18 protein-coding genes, 4 tRNA genes and 1 pseudogene are annotated in these 16,998 nt (G+C 58.9%); 9 read left to right on the top strand and 14 right to left on the bottom strand.

Going from position 1 to position 16,998, the window contains the following annotated elements; genetic code table 11:
• Window positions 1–7 precede the first annotated feature (7 nt).
• Both ACX3YF_RS11900 and ACX3YF_RS11895 read right to left on the bottom strand, forming a co-directional pair.
• Window positions 8–361 carry a BON domain-containing protein gene (locus tag ACX3YF_RS11900; RefSeq protein WP_130204836.1) on the bottom strand — a complete coding sequence of 118 codons (354 nt, stop codon included), beginning with the start codon at window positions 359–361 and terminating at the stop codon, window positions 8–10.
• A 308-nt stretch (window positions 362–669) separates the two neighbouring features.
• A complete protein-coding gene (locus ACX3YF_RS11895) occupies window positions 670–1,089 on the bottom strand; it encodes a pilin (protein WP_130204834.1) in 420 nt (139 codons plus the stop codon).
• 469 nt (window positions 1,090–1,558) lie between these two features.
• Between ACX3YF_RS11895 and ACX3YF_RS11890 the strand changes: the two genes are divergently transcribed.
• From ACX3YF_RS11890 to yacG, 4 genes are read left to right on the top strand one after another with little or no spacing between them, the layout of a single operon-like run.
• Window positions 1,559–2,776 (top strand): type II secretion system F family protein, encoded by a 1,218-nt coding sequence (locus ACX3YF_RS11890; RefSeq protein WP_130204832.1) that lies wholly within the window; start codon window positions 1,559–1,561, stop codon window positions 2,774–2,776.
• Between the two features lies 1 nt (window position 2,777).
• A complete protein-coding gene (locus ACX3YF_RS11885) occupies window positions 2,778–3,650 on the top strand; it encodes a prepilin peptidase (protein ID WP_130204830.1) in 873 nt (290 codons plus the stop codon).
• The gene (gene coaE, locus ACX3YF_RS11880; RefSeq protein ID WP_130204828.1) at window positions 3,647–4,270 is read left to right on the top strand and encodes a dephospho-CoA kinase; all 624 of its coding nucleotides are present in this window, start codon (window positions 3,647–3,649) and stop codon (window positions 4,268–4,270) included. The genes ACX3YF_RS11885 and coaE overlap by 4 nt, the downstream gene beginning before the upstream one ends.
• Entirely contained in the window at window positions 4,267–4,467 is a 201-nt protein-coding gene (gene yacG, locus ACX3YF_RS11875; protein WP_008058361.1) for a DNA gyrase inhibitor YacG, read from the top strand. Before coaE ends, yacG begins: the two co-directional genes overlap by 4 nt.
• A 9-nt stretch (window positions 4,468–4,476) precedes the next feature.
• Here yacG and ACX3YF_RS11870 read toward each other — a convergent pair whose 3' ends face one another.
• The 3 genes from ACX3YF_RS11870 to ACX3YF_RS11860 form a co-directional block, all read right to left on the bottom strand.
• Entirely contained in the window at window positions 4,477–4,692 is a 216-nt protein-coding gene (locus ACX3YF_RS11870; RefSeq protein WP_047533370.1) for a hypothetical protein, read from the bottom strand.
• Window positions 4,693–4,755: 63 nt separating this feature from the next.
• Complete coding sequence (locus ACX3YF_RS11865; RefSeq protein WP_130204826.1) at window positions 4,756–5,445, bottom strand: energy-coupling factor ABC transporter permease; 690 nt, start codon at window positions 5,443–5,445, stop codon at window positions 4,756–4,758.
• On the bottom strand, window positions 5,442–5,909 hold the full coding sequence (locus tag ACX3YF_RS11860) for an FAD/FMN-containing dehydrogenase (RefSeq protein ID WP_130204824.1): 468 nt from the start codon (window positions 5,907–5,909) through the stop codon (window positions 5,442–5,444). The genes ACX3YF_RS11865 and ACX3YF_RS11860 overlap by 4 nt, the downstream gene beginning before the upstream one ends.
• A 127-nt stretch (window positions 5,910–6,036) precedes the next feature.
• Here ACX3YF_RS11860 and ACX3YF_RS11855 point away from each other — a divergent pair, with 127 nt between their 5' ends.
• Genes ACX3YF_RS11855 through ACX3YF_RS11840 form a run of 4 tightly spaced genes read left to right on the top strand, consistent with a single transcriptional unit; the run spans window position 6,037 to window position 8,774 of the window.
• Window positions 6,037–6,663 (top strand): DUF1780 domain-containing protein, encoded by a 627-nt coding sequence (locus ACX3YF_RS11855; protein WP_047533376.1) that lies wholly within the window; start codon window positions 6,037–6,039, stop codon window positions 6,661–6,663.
• Window positions 6,660–7,187, top strand: coding sequence for an MOSC domain-containing protein (locus tag ACX3YF_RS11850; RefSeq protein ID WP_130204822.1), 528 nt, complete (start codon window positions 6,660–6,662; stop codon window positions 7,185–7,187). Before ACX3YF_RS11855 ends, ACX3YF_RS11850 begins: the two co-directional genes overlap by 4 nt.
• Window positions 7,188–7,241: 54 nt before the next feature.
• A complete protein-coding gene (locus tag ACX3YF_RS11845) occupies window positions 7,242–7,415 on the top strand; it encodes a DUF3094 family protein (protein ID WP_047533382.1) in 174 nt (57 codons plus the stop codon).
• Between the two features lie 60 nt (window positions 7,416–7,475).
• Window positions 7,476–8,774 carry an NAD(P)/FAD-dependent oxidoreductase gene (locus tag ACX3YF_RS11840; protein WP_047533385.1) on the top strand — a complete coding sequence of 433 codons (1,299 nt, stop codon included), beginning with the start codon at window positions 7,476–7,478 and terminating at the stop codon, window positions 8,772–8,774.
• Between the two features lie 58 nt (window positions 8,775–8,832).
• Here the strand turns inward: ACX3YF_RS11840 and ACX3YF_RS11835 are convergent, their stop codons facing one another.
• The 9 genes and pseudogenes from ACX3YF_RS11835 to rluD all read right to left on the bottom strand — a co-directional run bounded on the left by ACX3YF_RS11835 (window position 8,833) and on the right by rluD (window position 15,799).
• The gene (locus tag ACX3YF_RS11835; protein ID WP_422626030.1) at window positions 8,833–9,696 is read right to left on the bottom strand and encodes a methyl-accepting chemotaxis protein; all 864 of its coding nucleotides are present in this window, start codon (window positions 9,694–9,696) and stop codon (window positions 8,833–8,835) included.
• Window positions 9,688–10,458, bottom strand: a pseudogene (locus ACX3YF_RS11830) (MCP four helix bundle domain-containing protein); the annotation flags it as partial. The pseudogene ACX3YF_RS11830 and the gene ACX3YF_RS11835, both read right to left, overlap by 9 nt.
• A gap of 144 nt (window positions 10,459–10,602) precedes the next feature.
• Window positions 10,603–10,679, bottom strand: a tRNA-Pro gene (locus ACX3YF_RS11825).
• Between the two features lie 96 nt (window positions 10,680–10,775).
• Window positions 10,776–10,851: transfer RNA gene (locus tag ACX3YF_RS11820), tRNA-Lys, on the bottom strand.
• A gap of 5 nt (window positions 10,852–10,856) precedes the next feature.
• A tRNA-Pro gene (locus tag ACX3YF_RS11815) sits at window positions 10,857–10,933 on the bottom strand.
• 9 nt (window positions 10,934–10,942) lie between these two features.
• Window positions 10,943–11,018 (bottom strand) — tRNA-Asn (locus ACX3YF_RS11810).
• A 401-nt stretch (window positions 11,019–11,419) separates the two neighbouring features.
• Entirely contained in the window at window positions 11,420–13,984 is a 2,565-nt protein-coding gene (clpB, locus tag ACX3YF_RS11805) for an ATP-dependent chaperone ClpB (RefSeq protein ID WP_103403517.1), read from the bottom strand.
• Between the two features lie 130 nt (window positions 13,985–14,114).
• Window positions 14,115–14,840 (bottom strand): peptidoglycan editing factor PgeF, encoded by a 726-nt coding sequence (pgeF, locus tag ACX3YF_RS11800; RefSeq protein ID WP_130204818.1) that lies wholly within the window; start codon window positions 14,838–14,840, stop codon window positions 14,115–14,117.
• Window positions 14,837–15,799 carry a 23S rRNA pseudouridine(1911/1915/1917) synthase RluD gene (gene rluD, locus ACX3YF_RS11795; protein ID WP_047533394.1) on the bottom strand — a complete coding sequence of 321 codons (963 nt, stop codon included), beginning with the start codon at window positions 15,797–15,799 and terminating at the stop codon, window positions 14,837–14,839. Before rluD ends, pgeF begins: the two co-directional genes overlap by 4 nt.
• Before the next feature lie 151 nt (window positions 15,800–15,950).
• Here rluD and ACX3YF_RS11790 point away from each other — a divergent pair, with 151 nt between their 5' ends.
• Window positions 15,951–16,973, top strand: a complete 1,023-nt coding sequence (locus ACX3YF_RS11790) for an outer membrane protein assembly factor BamD (RefSeq protein WP_130204816.1) — start codon at window positions 15,951–15,953, stop codon at window positions 16,971–16,973.
• Window positions 16,974–16,998: the final 25 nt, after the last annotated feature.

Here is a 16,998-nt window from a genome sequence, read left to right as displayed (position 1 = left end):
TCGTGCCTTACTCGGCTTTCAGGCCGTCAGCGGAGACCGCTTTGACGCCTTTGATTTTTTTGGTGATCGCCACGGCAGTGGCTTTCTGAGCGTCAGTCACCGCAACGGTGGATGACAGGGACACGACGCCCTTATTGGTTTCAACTTTGATGTCGGTGCCAGGAATGCCTTTTTCGGTCAGCAGGTCACTTTTGACTTTGGTAGTAATCCAGGTATCGGAAGTAGCTTCCTCGGCTTTGGTCATCTCACCGGCCGCCAGCGTCATGGGTGCCTGGGTGGCTTGAGTCTGTGCAAATGCAGCATTGGCCATGGTCAGGGTCAGCGCGGTTACAGTAGCGGCAGCGATAACGAACTTCTTCATACGAGTAACTCCTGTTTTTCTGGAAAGTCTGCTGGATTTCTTTTCAGCAGGGTTACCAGAGAGAGTGCGAACGCTGTGCCAACTTTGAAACCGATAATAAATTGAGATAAATCAACAACTTAGAAAAATTGCCATTTTCCGGAATCATGCAAAATGCATGACTTTGAAATTCTCTACATGCAAGTTGCGGGTTTTACCGCAGGCCTAAGGCCATGAATTAACGCGGTTTTTCTTCAAACCTCATTTGCTGTAAAGCCGGACAAAAAAATACCCCGCGAACGGCGGGGTATTGGCAATCAGCTCATGGATCAGACTTTCGGGGCAACGCCCGTGCAGCCTTTGGGCGCGTAGTCCTGATCGACTGTGGTGGCGCACGTCCACCCCGTCAGCGTTCGCGCCAAGGTGATGGTTTTATTCAGCACGGGGCCCGGTGCATTCACAAGGGTGCAGGCAATAGTGCCCGTGCCATCCGCAGCGCTACCGGTCGCTGTCATTGTGCAGTTAGAGGTGACCGGGGTCCCGGTTAGCTTAGCCAGATCCGGATCGTCGCCTTGATTGATTACGTCTTCGAACGGCACCTTCAAGGCCGAAATCTCCGCCAGCCCCGCCGTCACCTTGGCCCGCGCCTGGTATTTGGAGTACGCAGGAATGGCGAACGTCGCCAGAATCCCGATGATTGCGACCACTATCAGTAGCTCGATCAGGGTAAAGCCTTTTTGTTTGTGCATTGACAGCCTCCGTGCATGAGTCGAAATCTCATGATCTGAAGCTGTCGCAGCACAGCCCATGCCAGGCCCCGCGCGCCCTGTTGGCGGGGTGCACGCCCGCCACAACACCCTTTCCTACCCCCAGAATCCGCACTATCTGACAGTTTTTGTCACCTCTCCCCAGGTGGTTTGGTTCTTCCGTTTGACTAGGCTATAAGTCGTGCGGCCGGTACTTCAATGCATGAAATCGCCTTCTACGATCTGGCCAGGCAATCGGCCCCGGTCGGCGGATATTCCCCGCGAGGCCCAGCTCAAGAAAGGTATTCCCGAGGAACGCATCGGCACATTCACGATCTATGAGCCAGTCGGGTGCGAACACTGCAACGACGGCTAAAAGGGGTGAGCGGGGATTCAGGAAGTGGTGAATGACCACGGCGGATCATGCCCGAAGGCAACTCGCTGCAAATCGATGGGTCACCAAGGACTGAACATGGCGGTCAAAGCAGCAAAAATCAGCGTGTATGCCTGGGAAGGCACTGATCGCAAAGGCACCCGAATAACCGGCGAGCTGAGCGGGCAGAACCCGGCACTGATCAAGGCGCAATTGCGCAAGCAAGGCATCACCCCCGGCAAGGTTCGCAAGAAAACCCCCTCGCTGCTCAACCTGGGCAACCACATCAAGGTCCGGGACATTGCCCTGTTCACCCGGCAAATGGCAACCATGATGAAAGCCGGGGTGCCGCTACTGCAGTCGTTCGACATCATCGGCGAAGGCTTCGATAACCCGGCCATGCGCACGCTGGTGGACGAGGTGAAACAGGACGTCGCGGCGGGCAACAGCTTTGCCGCGGCCCTGCGCAAAAAGCCCCGGTATTTCGATGAGCTGTACTGCAATCTGGTGGACGCCGGCGAACAGGCCGGGGCGCTGGATACGCTGCTGGAACGGGTGGCGACTTACAAGGAAAAGAGCGAAAGCCTCAAGGCCAAGATCAAGAAAGCCATGACCTACCCGCTGATGGTGGTGTTCGTCGCGATCATCGTCACCGGGATTCTTCTGGTCAAAGTGGTGCCGCAATTCCAGTCGGTATTCCAGGGATTCGGAGCCGAGTTACCCGCCTTCACTGTGATGGTCATTGGCTTGTCGCGGTTCATGCAGGACGCGTGGTGGATGATGCTCGGGGTACTGATCGCAGGAGCGTTCGCCATGCGCCATGCCTTCAGGACGTCCCGGGCTTTTCGCGACCGCATGGACGCCGGGTTGTTGAAACTGCCGCTGGTGGGCACCTTGATGTACAAATCCGCCGTGGCCCGTTTCGCCCGTACGCTGTCGACCACGTTCGCCGCCGGCGTGCCGCTGGTGGAAGCTCTGGAGTCAGTGGCGGGCGCGACCGGAAATATTGTGTTCAAGCGCGCAGTGCAGCGGATCAAGCAGGACGTTTCGACGGGCATGCAGCTGAATTTCGCCATGCGCACATCGGGCATCTTTCCGAACATGGCCATCCAGATGACTGCCATTGGCGAGGAGTCCGGTGCGCTGGACGGCATGCTCGACAAGGTCGCGGGGTTCTACGAAGACGAAGTCGATAACATGGTCGATAATCTGACCAGCCTGATGGAACCGTTCATCATGGTGGTGCTGGGCGTTATCGTCGGTGGCCTGGTCGTCGCGATGTACCTGCCCATCTTCCAACTCGGCTCAGCGATCTGATATGCCCTTGAACGAAATTCTCACCCACTACCCGCTAGCCTTTGTCGTCATCGCCGGGGTGATCGGCCTGCTGGTCGGCAGCTTTCTCAACGTGCTGACCTGGCGCCTGCCGAAGATGCTCGAGCGCGAGTGGCGCCTGCAGGCCCATGACATTCTCGGGCTGCCCGGCGAAACACCGCTGCCAACCTACAACCTGCTGCTGCCCCATTCCCAATGCCCGCACTGCGGTCACCGGATTCGGGCCTGGGAAAATATTCCGCTGCTCAGTTTCCTGCTGCTGCGCGGACGCTGCTCGTCTTGCGCGACACCGATCAGCAAACGATACCCGCTGACCGAACTCGCCTGCGGCCTGTTGTCGGCATTCATTGCCTGGCACTTCGGTTTCGGCTGGCCAGCCGGCGTGACCCTGTTACTGACGTGGGGCCTGCTGGCCATGAGCCTGATCGACGTAGAACATCAATTGTTGCCGGACGTGCTGGTGCTGCCACTGATGTGGCTGGGGCTGATCGTCAACAGCCTCGGCCTGTTCGTACCATTGCAGGATGCATTGTGGGGCGCGATCACCGGCTATATGGCGCTGTGGTCGGTGTTCTGGTTGTTCAAACTGATCACCGGCAAGGAAGGCATGGGCCATGGCGATTTCAAATTGCTGGCGATGTTTGGCGCCTGGGGTGGCTGGCAAATATTACCGCTGACAATCCTCCTCTCCTCCCTGGCGGGTGCCGTGATTGGCTTGATTATCCTGCGCCTGCGCAAGGCAAAAACCTCGACCCCCATCCCCTTCGGGCCCTATCTGGCCATTGCTGGCTGGATTGCCTTGCTCTGGGGTGTTCAAATAACCGACTTCTATTGGCAGTTTGTCGGTTTGAAATGAATACCCCTGTGGAAAAACCCTGGATTCTCGGCCTCACCGGCGGCATCGGCAGCGGAAAAAGCGCGGCGGCCCAACATTTCATCGACCTCGGCGTGCATGTGGTCGATGCCGATCATGCCGCCCGTTGGGTGGTCGAACCGGGGCGGCCGGCGCTGGCGAAGATCGCCGAACACTTCGGCCCGGATGTGTTACTCGCCGACGGGCAACTGGACCGAGCCGCGCTGCGCAAACGCATCTTCGAAGTGCCGGAAGAACGTCGCTGGCTCGAAGCGTTGCTGCATCCGCTGATCGCCGAAGAAATCGCTCGACATCTGGCGCTGGCAAAATCGCCTTATGCGATTCTGGTTTCGCCGCTGCTGATCGAGTCCGGGCAGTACGCCATGACCCAACGGGTGCTGGTGATCGATGTCCCTGAACAGCTACAGATCGAACGCACACTGCGGCGTGACCAGACGAGCGAGCAGCAGGTCCAGGCGATCCTCAAGGCCCAATCCAGCCGCCAGGATCGCCTGAGACATGCCAACGACGTGGTGGTCAACGACCGCGACCTCGCCTGGCTGCACAGCGAGGTTGAACGCCTGCATCACTTTTACCTTACTTTGCGTGGAGGCCAGTCATGAGCCAAACCCCAACCGTCGAATGCCCGACTTGCGGAGCCCCTGTCGAATGGAGTCCCGAAAGCAAATTCCGCCCGTTCTGTTCGGACCGTTGCAAACTGATCGACCTGGGGGCCTGGGCATCGGAAGAACACAAAATTCCCGTGGCCCCCGATGCCGAGGACGAGTTGTTCAGCGGCGACTTCGATCCGCGTCACTGATGCCCGTCGTCAGGGCCGCATGAAGCCGTAGTCCTGACCGTCGTCGAGGTTTTCCGCCAGGAAATGCAACTCGTCGGCCAAATCCTCCGCACTGCGTACGGCCTTGCTCTGCTGCACCACGGCACTGAGCAAGGCGCGCAGGCTCAACCCAGGATCAAATCCCTCCGCTTGCGCCGAATCCAGACTCTGGCGCAATTCCTGCCTTGCCCACTCATAAACACTCATGACGAAACTCCTGAAGGTTTTGCCGAGCATGGGATCGCCAGCGTTTTCAGGGTTTGATGTGAATCAAGACTTCGGATCGTCGCCCTTCCAGGGCGCCGAAAGGTAGCGCGTGCGGTTGAAAGTCTCCAGCCATTCCGGGCAGAACACCACCAGAGCACTGACGACCATGCCGTTGATAAAGGCCTCGGGAAAAATCAGCAACCACAGGTAACCGACAAAATCCTCCAGCCAGTACGGCATCTCAAAACGCTCGTCGAACCACAACAGCCACAGCGCCAGCAACAGACACAGCAACGCCGACAGTGCCGCCGCAAAAAATCCGGAAACGAAGATATACACAAAGGGATTTCGTGGCTGCGCGCGCTCCACCAGGATCGCGCAGCATTCAGTCACCAGCACCGGCAACAGAATCAACAACGCGCCGTTGACCCCGACCGCCATCAAATCCTGTCGCCCGAGTAACACCAGCCCCATCTGCGCCACCAGTCCACCGATGATCGCCAGCGGCCAATCCAGCAACAGCGTTACCGCTGTCATGCCAATGAAGTGATAGGACACGCCGGTATCGAAATCCCGCCGCACCAACCACAACATGAACAGCGCGAACACCGTGCCGAACAACAAATGTTGGCGACGGCTATCGGTGAACAGCTCTACCCACGGCGCACGCCAGATCGCCCAGAGCAACACCGGCACATAAATCAGCCAGCCGACTGTCAGACTCTGAGATGACAGCAGCTCGGCGCCGATCATGGGCGAGACGTCTCCAGCGCCTCACGCAACTGCGCAGCCGTGGCGTACTCGTGCTGCGCCACCAACTGGCCGTCCTTGAGCTGTAACCACAGCACGCTATCCACAGCACCGGGATACTTCGGTGCAACGCGGCCATCGCGGTCCAGCATGACCCGGTAGGAATAATCGCGCATGGCCGGCACGGCGAACATTTTTGCGATCAGCCGTGGCATGCGCTCGATATCAGCGAGAAACACTGCATGGCGGGCCTCCAGATAGCCTTTGGGCTGGCCCTGCAACGCCGCATTGACCAACTTGGCGCCTTCCATGCTGCGCGCCACCAGCAGCGTCTGAGTGCGATTGTCGAGGGTAAAGGCCTGATCGTACTGATCAAGCAGCGTCCATGGCGCCAGTCGCTCACCCACTTCCAGCGCATGGGCCCACAGTGGCAAAAGCCCGAGCAGTAACACTGACCAATACTTCACATTCAATTCCTCGCTCAATCGCATGGGTAGTGGCCAGCAGTTTACACCGGCGCTTCCCGGTGCCCAGTGACGCTGTTTACCGCTTAACGCTTTCTGCTTGTCGCAATTGAACGCTAAGCTTGGGCCTATGGATGACTCAGATTACTTACGCTTGCTGACCATCGCGGCCGAGCAAGCCAACGCGTTCCTGTCCAATGCCCGCAAATGGGAGCGTGAGCGTTGGGTCTGCCAGCGCCTGCTGCAAGGCTTGAACATTCCCTATCGTGCCGACGAATTCGCCCCGGCCGGCGAACCGCCGGACGTCTTGTTTCGCGATGCCAGCTTCGAGGTGTTCTTCGTCCTCGACGAAGGCCGGCGCCTCAACGACGAATGGCGCGATGAGCTGCAACGCCGACGCAGCGCATTCTCCCTGAGCCAACTGGTACGGCGCGAGGCCAAGCCGCGGCGCATCCCGGCCAACGAATTCTTGCTGCGACTGGCGCCGACCTTGCGCAAAAAAGCGCATAACTACAAAGAACGCGGCATGGATCTGGGCGACCTGGACATCATCGCCTTCGCCAGCCTCAAGCGCGAAGTGCTGGACCTCAACAGCCATTTCCCGCCGCCTACCGAATACCTGCGCCAAGGCTGGCGCTCGTTGTCATTGGTCGGCCCGACTTTCGCCCGCGTGCTCTTCGCACATCCGGATGCACCGGACTTCCTGCGCAGCAACCTGGGGCGCAGCATCGTTTTCGACGTCGGGATCAGTCTGTGACTCCATTGCAGGAACTGATAGCTGATGTCCCGCAAATCGGTCGCGTACGCTGGATTGGCGTGCGCCCGCAACCTCATGTGCCGATGATCGAACTGGAGGCCGTGGAAGCGCGACTGGAGGCTGGCTTGACCGGTGATCGAGCCCGGCCAGGCGTACGCAATGCGCGGCAAGTGACGTTGATCCAATGGGAGCATCTGGCGGTGATCAGTTCGCTGATGGGCCGCCCGCACGATAAACCGGTGCTGCCTGATGAGTTACGGCGCAATCTCGTTATCAGCGGTATCAACCTGTTCAGCCTCAAGGGGCGTCGCTTCAGAATTGGCCAGGCGATTTTCGAAACCACTGGCTGGTGCCAGCCTTGCGCACGCCTGCAAAACAACCTCGGCCCCGGGACCTTTCAAGCCGTTCGCGGACATGGCGGAATCACTGCACGAGTGTTACAAAGTGGAATCATTCGCCTGAACGATACGGTGAGCGTCGAGCCCATTCCGGACAGCGGCTATGCTCCGTTCAACGTTCGTTAAATCGACTTGTAACCTCTCCGCAATCAGCAACGTCTACCCCTGACGAGGCCCGATATGACCAGCCGCCTGAACCCCGACGACCAGAAGCATGTCGAAGAGTACCTGCATCTGTCCCAGCACCGAGTCGAGCGCCGGCCCTTCCGGCCGTGGATGCTCCTTGTGCTGGTGTTGGCAGTGACCATTGGTCTTGGCCTTTTGAGCCGACTTATCAGCTACCTGACGCTATGAGCCGCTTCGCGCTCGCTCGGTTGACTGCACCGATTTCCTTTAGCCTTGTGAGATATCCCCATGACCCATCGTATTGTCATCGCTGGCGGCGGCGCCGGCGGTCTGGAGTTGGCTACCCGTCTGGGTAAGACGCTGGGTAAACGCGGCATCGCCAGTGTCATGCTGGTCGACGCGAACCTGACCCACATCTGGAAACCGCTGTTGCACGAGGTGGCAGCCGGTTCCCTGAACTCCTCCGAAGATGAACTCAACTATGTTGCCCAGGCCAAATGGAACCACTTCGAGTTCCAGCTGGGACGCATGAGCGGGCTCGATCGCGCACAAAAGAAAATCCAGTTGGCCGCCACTTATGACGAGGCCGGCCTTGAGCTGGTTCCGGCGCGGGAAGTGGCTTACGACTCGCTGGTGATTTCCGTCGGCAGCACCACCAACGATTTCGGCACCCAGGGTGCAGCCCAGCATTGCCTGTTCCTCGACACCCGCAAACAGGCCGAGCGCTTCCACCAGCAATTGCTCAACCACTACCTGCGTGCCCATGCCGGGCAGACCGACAAGGTCGAACAGATCAGCGTTGCCATCGTCGGCGCCGGTGCCACCGGGGTCGAACTGGCCGCCGAACTGCACAATGCCGCCCACGAACTGGCGGCCTATGGCCTGGACCGGATCAAACCGGAAAACATGCACATCACCCTGATCGAAGCGGGACCACGGGTTCTGCCTGCGCTGCCGGAGCGAATCGGCGGGCCTGTGCATAAAACCCTGGAGAAACTCGGGGTCAATGTCATGACCAACGCAGCGGTCAGCGAAGTGACGGCAGACAGCTTGATCACCACCGATGGCAACGTGATCAAGGCGAGTCTGAAAGTCTGGGCCGCAGGGATTCGCGCACCGGGTTTCCTCAAGGACATCGATGGCCTGGAAACCAACCGCATCAATCAGCTACAAGTGCTGCCGACCCTGCAAACCACCCGTGACGAAAATATCTTCGCCTTCGGTGACTGCGCGGCCTGCCCGCAACCGGGTACCGACCGCAACGTGCCGCCGCGCGCGCAAGCCGCGCATCAACAGGCGTCATTGCTGGCCAAGTCGCTGAAACTGCGGATTGAAGGCAAGGCATTGCCTGAATACAAGTACACCGACTACGGCTCGCTGATCTCGCTGTCGCGTTTTTCTGCTGTGGGTAACTTGATGGGCAACCTCACTGGCAGCGTGATGCTCGAAGGTTGGCTGGCGCGGATGTTTTACGTGTCTCTGTATCGCATGCACCAGATGGCGCTGTACGGGCCGTTCCGCACGGCAATGCTGATGCTGGGCAGTAAGATCGGGCGTGGCACCGAGCCACGGCTCAAGTTGCACTGATACCGCCCGACCCCTGTGGGAGCGAGCAGGCTCACTCCCACTGTTTTATCCGAGAACATTACACCCGGAAGCGCCGCACCATCCCCTGCAGGGCATTCGCCAACTGCGACAGCTCATGGCTCGATGCACTGGTCTGATCGGCCCCGGCGGCCGAACGCACAGACAGGTCACGGATATTCACCAGGTTGCGATCGACCTCGCGTGCCACTTGGGCCTGTTCCTCGGCTGCACTGGCGATCACCAGGTTTCGCTCGTGAATCTGATGCACCGACGCCGTGATGGTTTGCAGCGCCTCACCTGCCTTCTCGGCCAGCAACAACGTGCTGGCGGCACGGGAGGTGCTGGCGTTCATGGCCTCCAGGGCCAGGCTCGAACCGTTGCGCATACCCTGCACCATTTGTTCGATTTCCTGGGTCGATTGCTGCGTGCGATAGGCCAGCGCGCGCACTTCATCGGCCACCACCGCAAACCCGCGACCACTCTCACCTGCGCGCGCGGCTTCAATCGCAGCATTGAGCGCCAGCAAGTTGGTTTGTTCGGCAATGGCGCGAATCACATCCAGCACCTTGCCGATATCCTGGGATTGGTTGGCCAGCGATTGCACCAGCTCACCGGTGCTCTGCACGTCGTCGGCCAGTGCACTGATCGAACTGGCGGTTTCGCTGACCCTCTCCTGCCCTTGATGCGCTGACTCACTGGACTGGCGAGTGGCATCGGACGTGGAGACTGCGTTGCGCGCGACCTCTTCCACGGCAATGGTCATTTCATTGACCGCCGTGGCTGCTTGCTCAATCTCGTTGTTCTGTTGTTGCAGGCCCTGAGTGCTATCGAGGGTCACGGCGCTCAATTCATCGGCCGCCGTGGCCAATTGCGTGGCTGACCCGCTGATGCCCTGCAAGGTTTCCCGCAGGTTTTGCTGCATGGTCGCCAGCGCTTTGAGCAAACGACTGACTTCGTCATTGCCATGGGTTTCGATCGGACGGGTCAGATCACCCTGGGCCACATGTTCTGCGGCGCTCACTGCTTCACTCAACGGACGCACGATGCTGCGTGTCAGCAACATCGCCAGGCCAACCGTGGCCAATGCCGCGAGGGCGATGAATACGCTCACGATGGTGCGTGAAGTGTCGTAGTGGTCCTTGGACTTGTCGCTTTCCGCCGCGACTTGTTTGGCGAACAGCTCAGCCAGATCACTGAGCTGTTTGCCAGAACCGTCGACCACGGTCTTCATGTCCACCAGCAACAATTTGGTCAGTTCGTCGCGACGCCCCTGTTCAGCCAGGGTGAACGATTGGGCAATGCCAGTGCGATAGGCCGCGAAGGTACTTTTGAACTGCTCGTACAGCGCCTTGCCTTCAGCCGTGGTAACCAGCTTGTCATAGGCGGCAATCTTTTCGCTCAGTTCCTTGTCGCGGGTATCCATTTGGCTGCGGTATTGCGCAATGTTCTTCGGGTCCTGATCCAGGGCCATCCGCAGGGAAATCGTGCGAATGCGCAGCATGATCTCGCGGATCTCGTCACCGCCACGAATACTCGGTAGCCATTGTTTTTCCACCGCCACTTCACTCTCGCGGATGCTCGACATTTGCCCCAGTGCAAATATCCCGAGCAGCGCCACAAGCACCGCAATCAAGGCGAAACCCAACGCAGCACGGGGGGCAATATTCAACTGTCGAAGAAACATAACGAGTGCCTTTCTTGTTGTGGGCTTGAGTGGGGGCTGTGCCCCGACAGCTCGTTATCGGCAAGTTGTACGATGACTTGAAGCGAAGTGTTTTTTTGCAGACAAAAAAAATCCCCGTATCTTTCGATACGAGGATTTTTAATATGGTCGGGGTAAGGGGATTCGAACTCCTGACATCCTGCTCCCAAAGCAGGCGCGCTACCGGACTGCGCTATACCCCGGTAAAAAAAAGGCACCCTTTAAAAGGCGCCTTCTGCGAACAGAGCTTTTGGCGTCTGATCTTAAGATTTGATTCCAGCGTTAACTGGTTTCAAAAATGGTGGGTCGTGTGGGATTCGAACCTACGACCAATTGGTTAAAAGCCAACTGCTCTACCAACTGAGCTAACGACCCAAAAATGGTCGGGGTAAGGGGATTCGAACTCCTGACATCCTGCTCCCAAAGCAGGCGCGCTACCGGACTGCGCTATACCCCGGTTTGAAATTGGCTCCGTGACCAGGACTCGAACCTGGGACCCAATGATTAACAGTCATTTGCTCTACCGACTGAGCTATCACGGAACTACATATTTCAATTTACAACGGTGAAGCTTTACTGCGTTCTCTTCGACCCGTTCGCATCGCTGCGTTCGTGTGTCTGAGGCGCGCTATTCTACAATCTTCAGCACCTCTGTCAACCCCCTAAATTGCTTTCAAGTTAATGATTTGCAACTTATTTTGGATTCCTGCTTGGGGAGCGGAAACCCTGGCGGGTGACTGACTGCGGGGCGCACTTTACAAGCCTTTTCCTTTAAGTTCAACAGCCTAACGAAAAAAAGGCCTCGCAATGTGAGGCCTCCTGTTCAACTACGCATTTTTGTAGGAGCTCGCTTCCTCGCGAAGACCTCTTGAGCGCTGCGTTTAGCCTGATAACACGCGTTATCGTTAACGACCATCGCGAGCAGGCTCGCTCCTACAGTGGATCAAACGAAGACGATTTCGTCGTTCTCCACAACACCCTTGGCAGTATCGCCGGGCATGAAACGACCCGACAGAATCAGCTGTGCCAGCGGGTTTTCGATCCAGCGCTGGATCGCTCGTTTCAGCGGCCGAGCGCCATACACCGGGTCGTACCCTACCGCGATCAGCTTATCCATGGCCTCAGGGCTGAGTTCCAGCTTCAGTTCCCGCTCGGTCAGACGACTGCGCAGACGACCCAACTGGATCTCGGTAATGCCGGCAATCTGATCCCGTGCCAATGGCTCGAAGATCACCACTTCGTCGACCCGGTTGATGAACTCCGGCCGGAAGTGCGAGGAAATCGCGTCCATTACTGCCGCACGCTGGGCCTCGCGATCACCGACCAATTCCTGGATCTGCACCGAACCGAGGTTGGACGTCATGACAATCACGGTATTTTTGAAGTCCACCGTGCGGCCATGGCTGTCAGTCAGTCGACCGTCTTCAAGCACTTGCAGCAGGATGTTGAACACATCCGGGTGCGCCTTCTCGACCTCGTCCAGCAGGATCACCGAATAAGGCTTGCGACGCACCGCCTCGGTCAGGTAACCGCCCTCTTCATAGCCTACATAGCCCGGTGGAGCGCCGATCAGGCGAGCCACGGAATGTTTCTCCATGAACTCGGACATATCGATGCGCACCATCGCCTCTTCCGTATCAAAGAGGAACTCCGCCAGCGCCTTGCACAGCTCGGTTTTACCGACACCGGTCGGGCCGAGGAACATGAACGAACCGCTTGGTCGGTTCGGATCGGCCAATCCCGCACGGGAACGCCGCACGGCGTTGGAAACCGCCACCACCGCTTCGTCCTGGCCGATCACACGCTGGTGCAACAGGCTTTCCATCTTCATCAGCTTGTCGCGCTCGCCTTCGAGCATTTTCGACACGGGAATACCGGTCCACTTCGACACGACTTCCGCGATCTCTTCTTCAGTCACCTTGCTGCGCAGCAACTGGTTTTCGCTCTTGCCGTGCTGGTCGACCATCTGCAGGCTGCGCTCCAGGTCCGGGATCACCCCATACTGCAACTCGGCCATGCGGTTCAGATCGCCTTTACGGCGTGCGGTTTCCAGTTCCTGGCGGGACTGCTCGATCTTCTGCTGAATCTGCGCCGAACCCTGTACCTCGGCCTTTTCCGAGTTCCAGATTTCTTCGAGATCCGAGTACTCACGCTCAAGGCGCACGATTTCTTCCTGGAGTTTTTCCAGACGTTTCTTCGCGGCCTCGTCGCTTTCTTTCTTCAGCGCCTGGGATTCCACCTTCAACTGAATCAAGCGACGTTCCAGACGGTCCAGCACTTCCGGCTTGGAGTCGATCTCCATGCGGATACGGCTGGCGGCTTCGTCGATCAGGTCGATGGCCTTGTCCGGCAACTGACGATCAGTGATATAGCGATGGCTGAGTTTGGCCGCCGCGATAATCGCACCGTCAGTGATCGCTACCTTATGGTGAACCTCGTAACGCTCTTTCAGGCCCCGCAGGATCGCGATGGTGTCTTCTTCACTCGGTTCGTCCACCAACACTTTCTGGAAGCGGCGCTCGAGGGCGGCGTCCTTCTCTATATATTGGCGGTACTCATTGAGCGTGGTTGCGCCGACGCAATGCAGCTCGCCGCGAGCCAATGCCGGCTTGAGCATGTTGCCCGCATCCATCGAGCCTTCGCCTTTACCGGCGCCGACCATGGTGTGCAGTTCGTCGATGAACAGAATGATCTGCCCTTCCTGCTTCGACAGCTCATTGAGCAGCGACTTCAGGCGTTCTTCGAATTCACCGCGATACTTGGCACCGGCAATCAGCGCCCCCATGTCGAGGGACAGCAGACGCTTGCCCTTGAGGCCATCCGGCACTTCGCCGTTGATGATGCGCTGGGCCAGGCCTTCAACGATGGCGGTCTTACCGACCCCAGGCTCACCGATCAATACCGGGTTGTTCTTGGTGCGGCGTTGCAACACCTGAATGGTCCGGCGAATTTCGTCGTCACGACCGATCACCGGGTCGAGCTTGCCCTCTTCGGCGCGCTTGGTCATATCGACAGTGTATTTATCCAGCGCCTGGCGCGACTCTTCGTGGTTAGCGTCGTTGACCGCCTCGCCACCGCGCAAGTTGTTGATCGCATTTTCCAGGGCTTTCTTGCTCACGCCCTGACCGAGCAACAATTTGCCGAGCTTGCTGTTCTCGTCCATGGCGGCGAGCAACACCAGCTCGCTGGAGATGAACTGGTCGCCCTTCTGCTGGGCCAGGCGATCAGCCTGGTTGAGCAGGCGCGCCAGATCCTGCGACATGTTGACGTCGCCGGTCGGATTCTGGATTTTCGGCAGCTGGTCGAGCTCTTTGGTCAGCTCTTTACGCAGGCTGTTGATGTCGAAGCCTGTTTGCATCAGCAGAGGCTTGATCGAGCCGCCCTGCTGTTCGAGCAGGGCCTGCATCAAATGCGCCGGCTCAATGGCCGGATGGTCGAGACCGACGGCCAGGGACTGGGCATCGGACAAGGCTAACTGCAATTTGCTGGTTAAACGATCTATACGCATGGGTCACCTTCCTTTTGAGCAGGTCGGACCAATAAAACATCCTGAATGAAGAAACCTGCCAGATAGCACAATAGATGCGGTCAATTCTGGGAGATTCAAGCGTCGTGATGTTGATGCAGATCAGACAAGTCTAGCGTTCGAGCCAGATAAGGGAGGCAAACCGGCCGGTGCGGGACGCACGGCGATAAGAAAAGAAGCGCGGATCGGTCACGGTGCAGAAACCGCCACCATAAACGGCGGTGACACCGCGTGCTGCCAAGCGCAAACGCGCCAACATATAGATGTCGGCCATGAACTTGCCGGCGTTTACGCTTGGCACGAAAGCTTCAGCCGCTTGCGGCAGTTGCTGCACGAAGGTTTCGCGCACTTCCGGGCCGACTTCAAAGGCTTGCGGGCCAATGGCCGGGCCGAGCCATACCAATACATCGGCAGGTGGCACGCCCAGGCTGTCCAGAGTGGCTTCCAGCACGCCAGCCGCCAACCCGCGCCAACCGGCATGGGCCGCCGCGACGCGAGTGCCGGCACGGTCGCAAAACAACGCTGGCAGGCAGTCGGCGGTCATGGCCGCGCAAGCGATGCCGGGCGTCGCCGTCCAGCTGGCGTCGGCAGCGACCACTCGGCCTGGGTCGGCATGGGCCACGACGATGCCGTGGACCTGCTGCAGCCAGGCCGGTTGAATGGAGAAATGATCGGTGAGACGACGGCGATTTTCGGCGACAGCTTCAGGGCTGTCGTCGACGTGATCGCCCAGATTGAGGCTGTCGAACGGCGCCTGACTGACGCCGCCCGCACGGGTGGTCACACAGGCCTTGACCCCGGCCGGCGCGGGCCAGTCAGGAATCAGCCAGTCACTCATCCGATGAACGCCTCGCGGTCTTGCTTGAGCAGGGTCAGCAGCCAGACGAAATCTTCCGGCAACGGCGACTCCCAGCTCATCCGTTGACCGGTGGTCGGATGATCCAGCTCCAGGAAACGCGCGTGCAGCGCCTGACGCGGGAAGTTTTTCAGCGATTCGACCATCGTCGGGTTCGCTGCCGGCGGAATACGGAAGCGACCGCCGTAGGCAGGATCTCCGACCAACGGGAAGTTGATGTGCGCCATGTGCACGCGAATCTGGTGCGTACGACCGGTTTCGAGCTTCACCCGCACGTGAGTGTGGGAGCGGAAGCGCTCGAGCACACGGTAATGGCTGACGGCTTGCTTGCCCCCCTCCATCACCGCCATGCGCTGGCGCTGCTGGCCATGACGACCGATCGGCGCATTGATCTTGCCGCCAGCTGTCACCACGCCGATCACGATGCATTCGTAGATCCGGCTGACACTGCGGCTCTGCAATTGTGTCACCAGTTGCGTCTGCGCCTGAATGGTCTTGGCCACCACCATCAGACCGGTGGTGTCCTTGTCCAGGCGGTGCACGATACCGGCGCGCGGCACGTTGACGATGTCCGGCACGTGGTGCAGCAAGGCGTTGAGCAAGGTGCCATCAGCGTGACCGGCAGCCGGATGCACCACCAGGCCCGCAGGCTTGTTGATCACCAGGATGTCGTCGTCTTCATAGACGATGTCCAGGGCAATGTCTTGAGCGACCCATTCGCCCTGAGCTTCCTGCTCGGCAGTGAGTTCAAGAATGGCGCCACCGTGAACGATGTCTCGCGGGCGGATAACCGCCCCATCCACAGTCAGGCGGCCGTCTTTGATCCAGGCGGAAAGGCGCGAGCGCGAGTGCTCAGCGAATAATTGTGCGGCGACTTGATCGAGGCGTTGGCCGCCCAATTCGGACGGCACCTCTGCGCGAAGTTCAATTTTATCGGACATGCTCAGACTAGGCGTCGGCACAGCCTTTGGTTTCGGCTGCGCGCTTGTGGTTAAATACGGCGTCTTTTGCCCCGAGGCTATTCAACGGGGCGCTCATCATAACAGGACGGCCACGCCCAAGACAGCGGCCGTCATAGGGACGCAAGCCGCCATGCAAGTGAAACACCTGCTGCTGATCGCCATCCTCGCATTGACCGCTGCTTGCTCATCGAAGGAAGTCGTAGACGAAAACCTGAGTGAAGTCGAGTTGTACCAACAGGCTCAGACCGACCTGGACAACAACAGCTACAACAGCGCCACCGCCAAGCTGAAGGCTCTGGAATCGCGTTATCCGTTCGGTCGTTATGCCGATCAGGCCCAACTCGAGCTCATCTACGCCAACTACAAGAACGCCGAGCCCGAGGCTGCAAAAGCCGCGGCCGAGCGCTTCATTCGTCTGCATCCACAGCATCCGAACGTCGACTACGCCTACTACCTCAAGGGCCTGACGTCGTTCGACCAGGACGTCGGACTGCTGGCGCGCTTCCTGCCACTGGACATGACCAAGCGTGACCCCGGCGCCGCCCGCGACTCCTACAACGAGTTCGCCCAGCTGACCAGCCGCTTCCCGAACAGCCGTTACGCGCCGGATGCCAAGCAGCGCATGATCTACCTGCGCAACCTGCTGGCCTCGTACGAAATTCACGTTGCCGACTACTACCTGACCCGTCAGGCCTATGTGGCTGCCGCGAACCGTGGTCGTTACGTGGTGGAAAACTTCCAGGAAACCCCATCGGTCGGTGACGGCCTGGCGGTGATGACCGAAGCCTACCAGCGCCTGCACCTGGATGAGCTGGCCGCCACCAGCCTCGAAACCCTGAAGCTCAACTACCCGAACCACCCAAGCCTGGTCGACGGTCAGTTCGTGCCGTCGGTAGCCGAAGCCGATAACCGTTCTTGGCTGAGCAAGGCGACCCTGGGTCTGATCGAATCCCGTCCGCCGCTGCCACCGGGAGAAACCCGCGCCAACCAGGACGTGCAGAAGCAGTTCCAGGACGCCAAGGATGCGATTCCGAACGAACTCAAGCCTAAAGACACCAACGGCGATGTGATCGAAGAGGAAAATCACGAAGCGGAAGGCAACAACAGCGACCGCTCGTGGTTCAGCTACATGACCTTCGGTGTGTTCGACTGACACCCCGCACGGGCCAAAAGGGAGA

Source organism: Pseudomonas fluorescens group sp. PF-69 (genome assembly GCF_054481235.1).
This window is presented reverse-complemented; position numbering and strand designations above follow the sequence as displayed.

Coding starts and splice junctions, on each gene's coding strand:
- ACX3YF_RS11870 (WP_047533370.1), bottom strand. CDS start 4,692: ATGAGTGTTTATGAGTGGGCAAGGCAGGAATTGCGCCAGAGTCTGGAT.
- ACX3YF_RS11865 (WP_130204826.1), bottom strand. CDS start 5,445: ATGATCGGCGCCGAGCTGCTGTCATCTCAGAGTCTGACAGTCGGCTGG.
- ACX3YF_RS11855 (WP_047533376.1), top strand. CDS start 6,037: ATGGATGACTCAGATTACTTACGCTTGCTGACCATCGCGGCCGAGCAA.
- ACX3YF_RS11840 (WP_047533385.1), top strand. CDS start 7,476: ATGACCCATCGTATTGTCATCGCTGGCGGCGGCGCCGGCGGTCTGGAG.
- ACX3YF_RS11885 (WP_130204830.1), top strand. CDS start 2,778: ATGCCCTTGAACGAAATTCTCACCCACTACCCGCTAGCCTTTGTCGTC.
- yacG (WP_008058361.1), top strand. CDS start 4,267: ATGAGCCAAACCCCAACCGTCGAATGCCCGACTTGCGGAGCCCCTGTC.
- ACX3YF_RS11845 (WP_047533382.1), top strand. CDS start 7,242: ATGACCAGCCGCCTGAACCCCGACGACCAGAAGCATGTCGAAGAGTAC.
- pgeF (WP_130204818.1), bottom strand. CDS start 14,840: ATGAGTGACTGGCTGATTCCTGACTGGCCCGCGCCGGCCGGGGTCAAG.
- ACX3YF_RS11890 (WP_130204832.1), top strand. CDS start 1,559: ATGGCGGTCAAAGCAGCAAAAATCAGCGTGTATGCCTGGGAAGGCACT.
- rluD (WP_047533394.1), bottom strand. CDS start 15,799: ATGTCCGATAAAATTGAACTTCGCGCAGAGGTGCCGTCCGAATTGGGC.
- coaE (WP_130204828.1), top strand. CDS start 3,647: ATGAATACCCCTGTGGAAAAACCCTGGATTCTCGGCCTCACCGGCGGC.
- ACX3YF_RS11790 (WP_130204816.1), top strand. CDS start 15,951: ATGCAAGTGAAACACCTGCTGCTGATCGCCATCCTCGCATTGACCGCT.
- ACX3YF_RS11895 (WP_130204834.1), bottom strand. CDS start 1,089: ATGCACAAACAAAAAGGCTTTACCCTGATCGAGCTACTGATAGTGGTC.
- ACX3YF_RS11835 (WP_422626030.1), bottom strand. CDS start 9,696: ATGCAGCAAAACCTGCGGGAAACCTTGCAGGGCATCAGCGGGTCAGCC.
- clpB (WP_103403517.1), bottom strand. CDS start 13,984: ATGCGTATAGATCGTTTAACCAGCAAATTGCAGTTAGCCTTGTCCGAT.
- ACX3YF_RS11900 (WP_130204836.1), bottom strand. CDS start 361: ATGAAGAAGTTCGTTATCGCTGCCGCTACTGTAACCGCGCTGACCCTG.